Consider the following 14,133-nt stretch of genomic DNA (forward strand, 5'->3'; position numbering starts at 1 on the left):
GTTTAGTGTTTGCTCTATTAAATTTAGTAATTGACATATTAAGTTTAATGTTTGCTCTATTAAATTTAGTATTTGCTATATTTTATTTAGTTTTTGTAACTATAAATTTAGTAATTACAATAGGTTAAATCCAATCGACTTAATAATACTCTTCTCACCTCCTTTTATAAAACCAATGTCGTAAAATTCCTCTCATTTGGCGTTTTTGTGATAGTACTTCCAAAGGCATCTAAGTACATTTGAATAGATTTCACATGTATTATTAATTCTTGTAAAGCAAACAAAAACATGAAAGCCACTAGTATTCCCAATCATGAAAGCACCTTTTTTGAAACAGGTAAAGATTCAGACGGAAAACAATTTCTGTTAACTCAAATGAGCATACCTATAAAGGGGAGCGAACAATCCATGCCTTACTTACAGTGTAGATGTATAAATGGAGATAGTTCGTTTTATTATCAAGAAAAAAACACCAAAACGCAAATTGTATTGCATTATACAGCAGGGTATTTAAAAGGCGATGTAGCGGCTTTGTCTAAGCCAAACAATCATGTATCTACTCCGTTTATTATTGCAAGAGAGGGTACTATTCTTAATTTGTGGTCTTCTGCTTATTGGTCTTATCATTTAGGTTCTGGTGCTATAGGTGGGAATACTTTGGGTAGCCAACGTTCCATTGCCATAGAACTCTCTAACATTGGTTACTTAAAAAGAATTGACAATAAATTAGTCACTGTATACAGCGATACAGATGTGTATTGTGACCTTCAAGAGACTCAGTACTATACCAAGTTAGAGACTCCTTTTAGAGGCGAACTCTATTATGCCAAATTTACACCAAAACAATACGATAGCCTACAACTTTTACTTCGTTATCTAACAGCTGAATACAACATTCCACACGTCTTTTTACCAGAAGACAAACGATATGTGACTGGAAAAGAAAGTGAGTTGGTAAATTTCAAAGGTATAGTGTCACACGTCAATTATAGGTCTTCTGGTAAATGGGATATTGGCCCCGCTTTTGACTGGGAAAAAATTGGAGAAAGATTTTAATTAAATAAAATTTACATATATGAAAAATACTTATAAAGTGCTATTCTCCTTTAGTGTTTTGGTTTTTGTAACGAGTTGTTCTAGTTATAAATCAACCAATAATGAGCTTGATGCTTTGTTGGTTGCTACCCAACAAACCATGAATCAATTGGCAGAAAAAATAGCAACAACAGAAAAAGATAGTCTTACCACTGCCTTTATAAAGTTGGAAGAAAAGAGTAAAGAATTATTTCCTGCATTAGTACAATGTAATGCTAAATACAAGCTAACAAAAGCGTATATGACTACTTTAGAAGAAGCACAAAAAGTCTTAGTTCGGTTAGATGACAATTTTGCTAGCATGGAAGATAGAGCCTTTGTTTTAAATGCCATCTATTTGGATTATGATAGCAAGTTAAAGTCCATTAATAGCAGTGCTACAAGTGATGCCAATACTAGAATAAAAGTTACTGTAGATTCTAATGAGGACGATGGCTTTTTCGTTTTTGGAAAATTATCTTATGAACAGGATTTAGCCATCAAGCGGTTTCGATTTAACAGACCTACGCAAAATGCTTCACTAGAAGTTGTGCCTGGGTATTATTTATTTTGGTTGGAAAAAGAAGGACGAGTAGGAACACCAGAACTGCATCTTATTATGAGTGATGGTTCTGGAGAACCCCAAAAATTGGTTTTAAAAACACCTAAATAAGACCTATATGATTGTTTCTAAAGTAAAAGAAGTTTGGAAAGAAATTACGCTACTGAGTACTTGGATTGTCTCCGTAACTGGTGCTTTGGTTATTCCTTTACCATCTTGGTACTCCTCAGACAAAAGTACCTCTTTTTTGATGGAGTTTGGAGTGTTTATAGCTACAGTAATTGCTGGTTTTCTCATTTTATTTTCTTTGAAAAATAAAGTTATAAAAATATGGATGCGGTTGTCTATTCTCTTTTTTGTGCTCTTTATAAGCAGTTATATGACATATTACTTTACAAGAGAAGCCAAAACATTACCTTATGTAGAAAAAGATATTGTAATAGGAAATGTATTGCTAGAAAATAATCCATTTGAGCGTTTTAAAAAAACACATGGATTTTTACCCGATAGAAATGAACGTATGCTGATTTTGTTAGGCGATTCAGAAAGAGCTTGGACCAAGAAAAGTATTATGTCTAATAGGATACAACTAATGTTATTTTTATTTCTGTGTTATTTGTTTTCTGCTGGATTTATTATTTCATTCTGTAACCTAATCATTTTGTATCAACAAAAATATAAGATAAATGATGAAGAAGTAGTAGATACTAGTATTTCAGAACCTGAGGAGCATTAATAAGAAGATTAAAAAGACAGACAGATGAAAAACATTCCCATTCAAACCATTCTTCAGAGTATTGCACTACTGTTTTTAGTCATCATAGGCTATTTTATGTTTACTGCTAGTTCCAATTGGCAAGTAGTAACAACAGAACTTGAAAAGGCAAAAGAAGAACTGAAATTTGCTACAGATTCGATACTCGCAACGAAAGTACAATTGGAAAAAACAAAACAAGAATTCCAACAAATGAAAGTTCAGAAAGACTTTTTGATACATACAAGAGATTCTTTGATACTTTCTTTCAAAAGAAACAATGCTAAAGATTGGGAAGATTTACAAAAGATTAAAGATTCTATAGTCCTTACGAATGAGAAATTGGACAAAGATCGTCTCTTATTAGATGGTCTTTTTGGTTTACATCAATAAAGTTTGTTGGTACTATTCTAAAAAAATAAAATCATGAGAAAAATAGCCATTGCTTTCCTTTTGGGAACCGTATCCATCACATTCGGTCAAGAAATGGATACTTTAAAAATAATAGAAATTCCTGAATCATATGCCAATCGAATTGGAGAACCTTTTATAGTAAAACAAGACAGTCTGTATCTCTTTAGAACAGCAGATGTATATTTGGTAAACAAAAAATCCTTTTTGGCCATTAAAAATGTGTACCAAAGTACGATTAATCAAGATAAAATGACCAAAGATCTTATTGAAAAGTATACAGAAACCCTTAGTAGAAACATTGATCTTGAACGTAGATTGGAAATCAATTTTACCCAAACGGATAGTCTAGACCAAATAGTTTATGAAAAAACCCAAGCTACACTGAATAATACCCAAAAAGCATTAGACTATACCGTAAAAAGTCTTGAGAGTGCAACCACTAGCTTAGAACTTGTTGAAAAAGCCACTAAACGCGAAAGAAGAAAAACGGTTTTTGAAAAAGTGCTCATAGGCGTTGCTGGAGTAGGAGTAGGTATTTTAATTGGTATTTCTTTATGAGAACGAGTACTATATCCTTTTATAATATAAGTTACTAATATGATAAAAATACTATTATATTTATGTAACTTATAAAAAAAATAGTGTTGCCATTAAAGATTTTATAAAACACATGAAAGAGTAGTTACCTTTTTATGTTTTTTTTACTTTTTATGCTAATTCAACTTAAATTTGTAGTTGGTCAATGCATTTATAAAAAGTAATAATACATAAAGATAACAGTTCATGAATTTTTTACGTTTTCTTTTATCCCAATCAGAAAGATATTTATTCCTAAGAAAGTTTGCCTTCTATTTTGTCGTCATATTATCTGTACATTTTGCAGCAGCAGCAGAGTCTCAAGAAGAAAAACCTTTAGATAGTCTACTTATTCAATTAAAAAAGCATAAAAAAAAGGACACTATACAAATAAATTTTCTTAATGCTATTGGCTATAAATATTGGATTATAGATGCTAAGGAATCCATTCGTTATGGAGAGCAAGCCTTACAACTATCAGAGCAATTATCATATGCCTTTGGATTAGCAAAGGCAAATCGTATAATAGGTGTTGCTTATTGGTCTCAAGGTTTTCAAAATAAAGCTTTAGCTTATTTAAAGGTTTCGCACGAACTCTACAAAAAAAATAATGATAAAGCTGGTATTGCCAATACTAGACTTAATTTAGGTATGGTGTATGCAGATCTTAAAAATTATAAAAAAGCCTTACATTATTATGAGTTAGCTATTGATGAATTTACTGCTTTAGCATTAAAAGGCCGTATTGCAACTACATTTACGAAGATGGGTACAATGTTTATTGAGCAACATAAAAATACTGAAGCGTTAAAATATTTGACGGATGCTTTACAAATGCATATTGATGATGACTATACATATGGTATTGCTGAAGTTCATAATAAATTAGGCATTTTGTACCTTAATAAAAATGAAATTGAACTCGCTTCTTACCACATTAAAAAATCGATGGAAATAGGTAAAAAAGTAAATGATATTCATGGTTTAACGAATAATCTTATCCTTTCTGGAAAAATTTTAAGACTTCGTAATAGAATTGATGAAGCTACTAAATCGGTTGAAAAAGGACTATTATTGGCACAAGAAAATAATTTAAAACAATTCGAATTAGTTGCTTATGAGGAGTTAAAAGAATTAAAGAAACAACAACATAAACCTTATGAAGCCTTAGCTTTTTATGAAAAATATGAATCACTAAAAGACTCACTCTTTACATTAGAAAAATCAAAACAAATTGCTTACATAGAATTTGAGAACGAATTGGAAAAAAAAAACAATGAGCTTTCGAAGCTTGAGGCACATGAAAAAGCAAGTGAAATTATAAACCTTATATTAATTATAGGTATTGTAATTTTATCTCTTGCAGGTTATATCATTTATTATGTATCCCAACAACGTTTAAGGAAAAGTAAACAATTAGCTTTAAAGAACAAAGAGTACTTAGAATCTGAACAAGCGCTTACGCAAAAAGAGTTGGAAAATTCAGAATTAAAAAGACAAGAATTAAGACAACAATTGGATTTTAAGAATAGAGAACTTACTTCTTATGCTTTAAATTTTATAAAGAAAAATGAAGTAGTACAGGAATTACAACTTACCATAAATACTCTTAAAGAATCATCAGCCATTAACAAGGATAAGTTAATAGCCGATTTAAAAAAAATCATAAGGAAAAATTTAAGTATCGACAGAGACTGGGAAGATTTTAGTAGATTTTTTGATGATGTACATCAAGGATTCTATTCCAATTTAAAAATGAATCACAAGTCATTAACTGTAAATGATCTTAAGTTGTGCTCATTAATTAGGTTAAATCTTAATACAAAAGAAACCGCTAGTATTTTAGGCATATCTCCTGAAAGTGCAAAAACGGCACGCTATCGTCTTCGTCAGAAACTAGGTATAGATGCTAAACAAGACATAGCTAACTATTTGGTCAATCTTGAATTTGAGCCTAATAGTAAGACTTAGAGGATCTTCTTTGTAATAAAATAGTGTTTTTGAGTTCGTTTTACATAATTGGAGGTTTCCTCCAGAACTATGTTTTTTATGTATCGTTATTTCAGGACGAAACATTTCAATTGGTACTCCATTTGTAAGTATTACAGTTGTTGCAAAAGTGTGCTGAGCAATATTGGAAGTTAGTTCTTTTTCAATTTCCCAAACTCCTGCAATTTTTTTTAAACAAGTATTAATTTTTGTAAACCAAATAGTTTTGGTTAGTCAGTAGTTCATTCTTTAACCAATCATAATCTTTTAGCTAACTTATAAGCCTCCTAAAAATCACGTCTCGGTGTGTCTTTTGGTGTTTTTAGAAGTTCGATTTCTCTTTAAGGACTACAAATTCTTTTACGATTTGACGTCTAATTGGCAAGACCCATTAATGCGAGTATTTTTGTACAGAGAAGCAGAAGAAAAAATGTATCAAAAGCCATTTAATGATTATTACTAAAATTCATTAGACTTTGATAAAATACTATTAATTCCTGTAATTCAAAAAGGGTATATTTATAATCTTTTATGTAATTATCAAATTAACCGCAATTATTTATGAAATCTATTGCTCTTAATCGATTTTTTTTCTTTTTAGTATTTTCAATATCTTTTTATATTTCGGCACAAAAGCAAACCGAAAGAGAGTTGATTTTAATCGATAAAAATTGGCGTTTTTCTTTTGGACATTTATATGATACTCAAAAAGATTTTAATCATGCAACAGGCTATTTTTCCTATTTGGCCAAAACTGGATATGGAGATGGTCCAGCGGCTTCAGGTTTTGATGATCGTGCATGGCGAAAGTTAGATTTGCCTCACGATTGGGCTGTAGAGCAGTCTTTTAGTGAAAAAGCAAGCTTTAGTCACGGATTTAAAACTGCTGGAAAAAATTTTCCAGAAAAAAGTATTGGTTGGTATCGAAAAAAAATCAATATTCCAGAAACAGATAAAGGACGAATTATTTCTTTAAAATTCGATGGCGTTTTTAGAAATTCAAAAGTGTTTTTTAATGGACATTATCTTGGAACAGAAGAAAGCGGTTATAATAGTTTTGAATATGATATTACAGCATATGTGAATTACGGAGGAGAAAATACAATTGTTATACGTGTTGATGCTTCGATGGAAGAAGGCTGGTTTTATGAAGGTGCAGGAATTTACAGACATGTTTATTTAAAGAAAACGAATCCAATTCATGTTGCAGAAAACGGAACTTATGTTACCTCAGAAATAAAAGAGAATAACGCTGAAGTTACAGCCGAAGTTACAATTAAAAATAAAAGCAATTATAAAGGTACCATTGAAATTGTGCAAATGATTTTTGATTCTCAGGGAAAACAAATTGCAACTGTTTCTAAAAACGCGACAGCTCCTGATTTTTATAAAACAACAAATTACATTTCAAAATTACAAGTAAATAATCCATCATTGTGGGATATTGAAAATCCGAATTTGTATCTTTTAGTAACTGAGATTAAACAAGACGGAATGAATATTGATCATTATGAAACTTCTTTTGGAATAAGAACAATGAAGTTTGATGCCGAAAAAGGGTTCTTCCTGAATGGAAAATCAGTAAAATTAAAAGGAACGAACAATCATCAGGATCATGCAGGAATTGGAACTGCCTTGCCAGATGAATTGCAATATTTCAGAATCAAAAAACTGAAAGAAATGGGGTCGAACGCGTATCGTTGTTCGCATCACCCACCAACTCCTGAATTGCTCAAAGCTTGTGATGAATTAGGCATGCTGGTTATTGATGAAACCAGATTTATGGGAATTAACGACTATCACTTAAATGATTTAAAGCGAATGATCGAACGGGATCGCAACCATCCGAGTATTTTTTGCTGGTCCGTTGGAAATGAAGAATGGAATATTGAAGGAGGAATTGTGGGTGAGCGTATCACGAATGTCATGCAAGGATTTACAAAAAGCATAGATTCTACAAGACCTGTTACAGTTGGAATTAGTAGTGGTTTTAAAAGCGGAATATCATCTGTAGTAGAAATTATGGGTTACAATTATTTGGGTAATGGCGATATAGATGCTCATCGAAATAAATTCAAACAACAACCAGGAATGGGAACTGAGGAAGGTTCGACATTTGCAACACGAGGAATTTATTTTACAGATGATGCCAAACAGTATCAGAGTGCTTATGATAAAAAACCGCGTCCGACATTTTACAGCATTGAAGAAGGCTGGAAATTTTATGCAGCGCGTCCGTATTTAGCAGGAATGTTCATTTGGACAGGATTTGATTATCGTGGAGAACCAACGCCTTATGGTTGGCCGTCTGTAACTTCTTACTTTGGGATGATGGATGTTTGCGGTTTCCCGAAAGACAATGTGTTTTATTTGAAATCTTGGTGGAGAAATGAACCAGTTTTGCACATTATGCCACATTGGAACTGGAGTGGAATGGAAGGAAAGGAAATCGACGTTTGGATCTATTCAAATTGCGATGAAGTTGAACTTTTCCTGAACAAAAAAAGTTTAGGCAAAAAGAAAATGGAACAATACGGACATTTAGAATGGAAGGTAAAATATACACCAGGAACTCTTGAAGCGATTGGTTATAAAAATGGAAAAAAAGTACTTTCTGAAATTCAGAAAACAACTGAAAATCCAGAGAATATAAAGCTTTCGGTTGATAAAGAAAACCAGACAAACAGCAATGTTGTAGTAGTAACTGTTGAGACAATAGACAAAAAAGGCGCACATGTTCCTACTGCAGATCATGAAATCTCATTTTCGTTAAAAGGTGGAAAAATTCTTGGAGTTGGTAATGGAAACCCAACATCTTTAGAAAAAGATCAATTTATTGATGATATTGAACTTGTTGCTATAACTAATTTTGAAGAGAAAAAACTGGTATCGACTGACTTAAATCAAAAAGTGGCAGATTCTGAGAATGATTGGAACGAAGCATTTAAAGACAGAGATTATAAAAATCAGGCTCCAGTTTATGTTTATAGAGGTAAATTTGATTTAAAGAACAATCTTAAAACAAATACGGTTACTTTCTTTTATAAAAAAATTGGTTTAAATGCAGTAGTTTTGGTAAACGGAAATAAAATTGCACCAAGCGTAGAAGATGACCAAAAATATGTTTTTAATAGCACTGTTTTAAAGAAAGGGATAAACACCATTCAGATTATTGCTCCACCTTTGCAAAAAATAAAAGAGTGGGATGTTATGAATACAGATCCTGGAATTATTCAGGTAATAACACCGTCAGAACCTTGGAAACGAAAGCTATTTAACGGATACGCACAAGTCATTATTCAAAAAGAAGAAAATGCAAGTGAAGTAATTTTATCGGCTACAGCCAAAGGTTTAAAAGGCACAAGTTTAACTTTGAAAAAATGATTTCATGTTTAGTCTAACCTCGTGGTTATTACGCAAGTCAGCAATTGAAGACAGAGAGTTATCATATAATCAAGCGGGTTTACCGCAACCATAAATTTTAGGAGATGTTATGTATTGGGTGTTATCAAATGAATTTGTTGATGAAGATAATGAAGCAGAGTTAACTGGAAATAATCAATTTAAGTGATGATATATCTTTTGATGATGAGGTTGTGATCGATGCATTTGTTCCAAAAATAGTCCTCACTTTAAATAATGATAGTCGCAAGGGAAACATGACGGATCATTTGAGTATTGATGAAGCTTGTGATTTGGTTTTTTCTAAACGACTTCGTGACTTACTACAAAATATTGCTGTGGATAACATTCAATATTTTGATCTCGATATTGTTGACCCTAAAACTAATAATATTTATACCGATTACAAAATTGCAAATGTGGTTGGTTTAGTTGACTGTGTGGATAAGAATGAATCAGATTTGAAGTATTTTAATAGTGTAAAAGATGCTGTTGTTAATGCTGGTATCACTGGCTGTGTTTTTTATAAGGTTGAAGAATATCATTAAATTTTTGGCTGTTTTACAGAGATAGATTCGTAATGATTACGCATCAAATTGTGCTAACAAAACAATTAATGTAGTAAATAAAGATGCTGTATTTGGTACAAAGGAGCTTGATGTGGATAGTAAATCGTTAAATAAAATGGAGCTTTTTAAGAATTTACTATCTGATTCTTCTTTACAAAAAAAAGTGTCTGTAAATAATATGATTTTACCTTCGAAATTACACGTTTTATCAAACTGTTGCACACTATTTTATTAATAAATAAAAAGTGTTGGGTTCAATTTTTAAAGCATTAAAATCAACCATGTGAATAACATTTCCTTTTGTAAACCAAATGATTTGATAAAAACCAATTCGATGTGGTATAATAATATCCTTTTTAAAATTTGTAGTGAATTGCTTTAACTCCAGTATTTTCAAATTCTTGAGGGAGACCTTCTTTAAAACTATATTTTTGTATTTCTTTTGTCACAAAATTTTAATCCCGTTTACTCTTCAGTATTAAAAGCCATAATAGAGTAGTGGTTTGACTATCTCAATCCTTACTAATTGAACTTTATATAATTTAAATTGGAATACTTATTTATATTATTATACAAATATAATTCGTTATTTCGGAAAATAGAGTTCGATTGTTTGTAGTATTACATCTCAATTTATGTATCTGCTTTTCCAAAACCAACTGTTTCTCTGTACAATTGTGGGGAAACATCAGCGTTTTTTTTGAAGAATCTACTAAAATAAAATTCATCATTATAGCCTAATTCGTATGCTATTTCTTTGATGCTTTTGTTGGTTAAATACAATTCCCTTTTCGCTTCAATAATAATACGTTCAGCAATTAAGTCGGTCAATGTTTTGTTGAAATAGGACTTTGTTATTTTGGCTAAAGCTTTCGGGGAAATGGCTAACATATCAGCATAATCACTTGCAGCATGTTTGGTTTTGAAATGAGTTTCTATATAATTTTTTAAATTTTGAAGGATAAAAGGTTCTTTAATTTCTGTAGTTTCAATTTGATTTTCAGGTTGTTGTTCGGTTTTCAATCTGGAAGCTGTAATTAAAACTATTTTTAGATACGATATCAAAAGCTCATATTGTGCTAATGCTGGATTCTGCATCTCTTTTTTAATTTGGTCCATAAGCATTTCAAAAGTCGATTTTGATATTTCATCGATAGTTACATAAGGAGGATTGTAAATGTTATTAAACAAAACCCCGTTGCAGGCTACTTCTTGTTGATGTTTGTGGATACAAAAGAAATCGGGGTGAAAATTCAAAATAATACCTTCCAAATGAGATGCATTCAGCATAAAGGGTTGATAAGGAGTGAATGCAAATAAAGTCCCTTCAGTAAATTCATATTCTGAAAAATCTACTTTTGCATTACCATTTCCTTTGGTTATCCAAATTAAGGAATAATAATTTAGTCTTTGTAAATGATCGAAAGGGTTGTTTTCTTTAAAATAAGACAACTTGAATGCTAAATTACCTGTTTGAGGATTGATTAATGTAAAATTATTCTTTTGTATCATTGATCCGTCTATTATTTCAACTTTCTATCTTTTTCTTCTATTGCTATATCATTGATGCTAACAAAACGTTTTTGCATCAACCCGTTTTCATCAAATTCCCAGTTTTCATTTCCATATGCTCTCCACCATTGCTCATTCGCATCTTGATATTCATATTCAAAGCAAACAGCCATTCTATTTTCTCTGAAACCCCAAAGTTCCTTTTTTAATTTGTAATTTCTTTCTTTTTTCCATTTTTCAGTTAAAAATTGTACAATTTCTTCTCTTCCATTGATAAACTGTGTTCTATTTCTCCATTCAGAGTTTATGGTATAGGCTTTTGATACTGTGATGGGATTTTTACTATTCCAAGCTTCTTCTGCTTTTTGTACCTTTTCAAGAGCAGTTTCTAAGGTGAAAGGAGGTAATGGAAATTTTTTTTCTTCTTGACTCATATTTGTTGGATTTTATAAAAAAGGAGAATGTGTATTGCTACTTTCTCCTTTTTTAGTTGTTTATTTAAATACTTTGTGCGGCTGGAAAATCTATTGGCACTTGCGTTAGATTGTGTAAGTAGTTCATGGCTGTTTTATCACTTACTAGCAGTATTACGTCGACCAAATTTTCTTTTGTATATCCTTGTGCAAAGAAATTCTCTACGTTTTCATCAGAAGCCTTTCCACGATTTTTAGTTATGTCAGCTGCTAATTTTACCAATGCATCTACTTTTACATTGTCACTTTTCCCTTTGCGAATGTCAAGTAATTGTTCTTCTGTAAAGCCATTCATCTTCCCTAATACTAAGTGTGCACTTTGACAATATACACAATTATTTACTTGGCTGACGATTAAATTTATGGCTTCTTTTTCTTTGTTAGACAATGATGTTTTTGCGTTTTGATAGTTCAAAAATCTTTCTAAACCATTGTCAGAGTAGGCGATAGTCGCATAAAGATTTGGTACAAAACCTAAGGCTTTCTTTAAATTATCAAAGATGGCTTGGTTTACTGGAGCCACTTCTTCTCTTGTAGGAACGTTAAATTGTGTTTTTACTGAATTTTCCATTTTTTATACTTTTTAAATTGTTTGTCCTTATTGACCTTACAAAATTGCGTATCTCTAGCATCATTTAAAATGGACTGATTTCGTTAATGAATGGACAATTTTCCTTAGTTGAAAAAGGGACTAAATTATGATATAGTTTTTTATGTAATATGGGGTTCTACATGCTCTATTTTAAGTCCTGTGTATTCACAGAACTCCAGCATACTAATAAGACTGTTTTTCGGTTTGTTAGCCTCTTTTCGAAGGTTGTTTAATAAGCGGGTGCTTTGTCTGTAGCTTTTTCCTGTAATGCGTTGTATGTCTTTTGGATACACACATATTCTTTTTACTTCTCTTTTCATACTCTTTTCATACTTTATCTATGCTTCATCTATACTTTATCTCTGTCTTATTTGTTGTTAGGAGGTAGTCGAGCTTATAGCACTAAAGTACTTTTTTTTTGAATGGGTTTGCAGTGACTTTTATTTTTATGGTAGAAAATAATACCATTTGATGTTCTTTTGTTCTAAAAGTGTCACTTAGCCCTTTTGTTTTCCCTTAGTATGACATTATGGACTGCTAACTTTATTAAAAAAGGGTATGTTTAAAAAAAAGTATTTTATATTTTATTGCTTTTTCTTCTTATCCGGCTCAATGTTTCCGGTTTTGCTCCAATAAAAGAGGCAATATATTGTAATGGAATTTGTTCCATTATTTGAGGATTTTCAGCAATAAAATCGTGGTATCTTTTGGTTTGAGAATCTAAAATAAATGAGATTTCTCTTTTTTTGCCACTTATATAAATATGTTCATACAGTTTTAGAAATAATCTTCGAATGTTTGGGTTTGTTTCCATTAGTTGTTCAACTGCATCAAAATTCGCTTTATAGCATTCACAATCGGTTAATGATTGAATGTTGAAAAAAGTAGGCGTTTGTTTTCTGATAGAAAATAATTCTGCATAGATGCATGGGCTGCATAAAAACTTAGTTGTAAATTCTTCGCCCTCTTTTAGGTGGTATATTCTAAAAGTGCCTTTATTGAGAAAAAACAATTCTTTAGCATAGTTCCCTGACGTTAGTATATGATCCATTTTTTTTATGCTTACCAGCTGAAATAGAGCTTCTAGGTCTATAAAATCTTTTTCATTGAGTTGTGCAAAATGTGCCGTGAACGACTTTAAATTTTCCATTTTTACAAGTTTTTAAATATTCGATTTTTTATTCTGCTCAATGTTTCTGGTTTTATGCCAAGATATGATGAGATGTACCGTTGTGGAATTTCTGCAATTACTTTTGGGCGTTCCCCAAATAATTTTATATACCGCTCCTGAGGGGAATCAAAAATAAAGGAATGTTGTCTCATTACTCCAAAAAGGTATAAATGTTCTAAAAATCTAAAAAAAAGATATTCAAGGTTTGGGTATTGGTCTACTAAATTATCTAGGTCGGAAAATTCGGCAACCATGCAATTTGAATCTTTCAATGCTTGCACATTCATTTGCGTAGGTTTGTGTTCCCGCACTGCTATTAAATCGGTCATGATGGTTGGACCAAAGTAAAAGTTAGTAGTAATTTCATTGTTTCCATTGTTATAATAGCCTCTCATGAGACCGTCATTGATGTAAAAAATAGTTGTAACTTTGTCATTTTCTACAAAAAGATGGTCTAATTTTTTTATACTTACAGGGCTAAATATGGCTGTAAAAGCTGCTATTTCTTCTTCACTTAAAGTGGCAAATCTCGATAAAAATAATTTTAAACTATCTGTCATGTTTTCTTATGTATTACCATTGGAATTGAACATGTACTCCTCTTCAAAAATCATTTTGAAAAAAAAATCATGTTTTTCTGATTTTGCATTTAGTCGTATAATGTCCTCAAAATTAGCCATAAAAACAGTGGCTTTTTTTGTTATTACAAAATTTCTTGTTGACGGTGTTCTATTTGTAAGTGCATTTAAATCTGAAAAAAGGATAGGATTGTAATACAATTTCACGTTATACTTTCTATTATTATTTTCCCTATACGATTTTAAAACACCGCTGTTTAAAAAATAAATATTTGAAATGTGTTGCCTTTTTTTAATCACAAAAGCATTTTCATTGCATGCTATGGGTTTAAATAGGCTTGCCAATGTAACTAATTCAGTAGCATTAAACTCCATATATTTTCTAGTAAATTGTTGTAAACTGTGTAGCATGATATTCGTTTAAAGCATTAAAAATTTAGAGCTTGCATCGCATTTTGGTGCTTACA

14 protein-coding genes are annotated in these 14,133 nt (G+C 31.3%); 8 read left to right on the forward strand and 6 right to left on the reverse strand.

Going from position 1 to position 14,133, the window contains the following annotated elements:
* Positions 1-288 precede the first annotated feature (288 nt).
* From FIA58_RS00200 to FIA58_RS00235, 8 genes are all read left to right on the forward strand, one after another.
* The gene (locus FIA58_RS00200) at positions 289-1,056 is read left to right on the forward strand and encodes an N-acetylmuramoyl-L-alanine amidase (RefSeq protein ID WP_140958798.1); all 768 of its coding nucleotides are present in this window, start codon (positions 289-291) and stop codon (positions 1,054-1,056) included.
* A gap of 19 nt (positions 1,057-1,075) precedes the next feature.
* The gene (locus FIA58_RS00205) at positions 1,076-1,747 is read left to right on the forward strand and encodes a hypothetical protein (RefSeq protein WP_140958800.1); all 672 of its coding nucleotides are present in this window, start codon (positions 1,076-1,078) and stop codon (positions 1,745-1,747) included.
* 7 nt (positions 1,748-1,754) lie between these two features.
* On the forward strand, positions 1,755-2,372 hold the full coding sequence (locus FIA58_RS00210; RefSeq protein ID WP_140958802.1) for a hypothetical protein: 618 nt from the start codon (positions 1,755-1,757) through the stop codon (positions 2,370-2,372).
* Between the two features lie 24 nt (positions 2,373-2,396).
* Positions 2,397-2,783, forward strand: a complete 387-nt coding sequence (locus FIA58_RS00215) for a hypothetical protein (protein ID WP_140958804.1) — start codon at positions 2,397-2,399, stop codon at positions 2,781-2,783.
* A gap of 33 nt (positions 2,784-2,816) precedes the next feature.
* Complete coding sequence (locus tag FIA58_RS00220; protein WP_140958806.1) at positions 2,817-3,362, forward strand: hypothetical protein; 546 nt, start codon at positions 2,817-2,819, stop codon at positions 3,360-3,362.
* Positions 3,363-3,587: 225 nt separating this feature from the next.
* Positions 3,588-5,351 (forward strand): tetratricopeptide repeat protein, encoded by a 1,764-nt coding sequence (locus FIA58_RS00225; RefSeq protein WP_140958808.1) that lies wholly within the window; start codon positions 3,588-3,590, stop codon positions 5,349-5,351.
* Between the two features lie 579 nt (positions 5,352-5,930).
* Complete coding sequence (galA, locus tag FIA58_RS00230; RefSeq protein WP_140958810.1) at positions 5,931-8,753, forward strand: beta-galactosidase GalA; 2,823 nt, start codon at positions 5,931-5,933, stop codon at positions 8,751-8,753.
* A gap of 212 nt (positions 8,754-8,965) precedes the next feature.
* Positions 8,966-9,319 carry an imm11 family protein gene (locus tag FIA58_RS00235; protein ID WP_140958812.1) on the forward strand — a complete coding sequence of 118 codons (354 nt, stop codon included), beginning with the start codon at positions 8,966-8,968 and terminating at the stop codon, positions 9,317-9,319.
* A 654-nt stretch (positions 9,320-9,973) separates the two neighbouring features.
* Here the strand turns inward: FIA58_RS00235 and FIA58_RS00240 are convergent.
* From FIA58_RS00240 to FIA58_RS00265, 6 genes are all read right to left on the reverse strand, one after another.
* A complete protein-coding gene (locus tag FIA58_RS00240) occupies positions 9,974-10,852 on the reverse strand; it encodes a helix-turn-helix domain-containing protein (protein WP_140958814.1) in 879 nt (292 codons plus the stop codon).
* 11 nt (positions 10,853-10,863) lie between these two features.
* A complete protein-coding gene (locus FIA58_RS00245; RefSeq protein WP_140958815.1) occupies positions 10,864-11,286 on the reverse strand; it encodes a nuclear transport factor 2 family protein in 423 nt (140 codons plus the stop codon).
* A 64-nt stretch (positions 11,287-11,350) separates the two neighbouring features.
* Complete coding sequence (locus FIA58_RS00250) at positions 11,351-11,896, reverse strand: carboxymuconolactone decarboxylase family protein (protein ID WP_140958817.1); 546 nt, start codon at positions 11,894-11,896, stop codon at positions 11,351-11,353.
* Positions 11,897-12,494: 598 nt separating this feature from the next.
* Positions 12,495-13,067, reverse strand: a complete 573-nt coding sequence (locus tag FIA58_RS00255; protein ID WP_140958822.1) for a Crp/Fnr family transcriptional regulator — start codon at positions 13,065-13,067, stop codon at positions 12,495-12,497.
* Positions 13,068-13,069: 2 nt separating this feature from the next.
* On the reverse strand, positions 13,070-13,648 hold the full coding sequence (locus FIA58_RS00260; protein WP_140958824.1) for a Crp/Fnr family transcriptional regulator: 579 nt from the start codon (positions 13,646-13,648) through the stop codon (positions 13,070-13,072).
* A gap of 6 nt (positions 13,649-13,654) precedes the next feature.
* On the reverse strand, positions 13,655-14,077 hold the full coding sequence (locus FIA58_RS00265; RefSeq protein WP_140958826.1) for a cyclic nucleotide-binding domain-containing protein: 423 nt from the start codon (positions 14,075-14,077) through the stop codon (positions 13,655-13,657).
* Positions 14,078-14,133 lie beyond the last annotated feature (56 nt).

The organism is Flavobacterium jejuense, from assembly GCF_006491595.2.
Classification (GTDB): domain Bacteria; phylum Bacteroidota; class Bacteroidia; order Flavobacteriales; family Flavobacteriaceae; genus Flavobacterium; species Flavobacterium jejuense.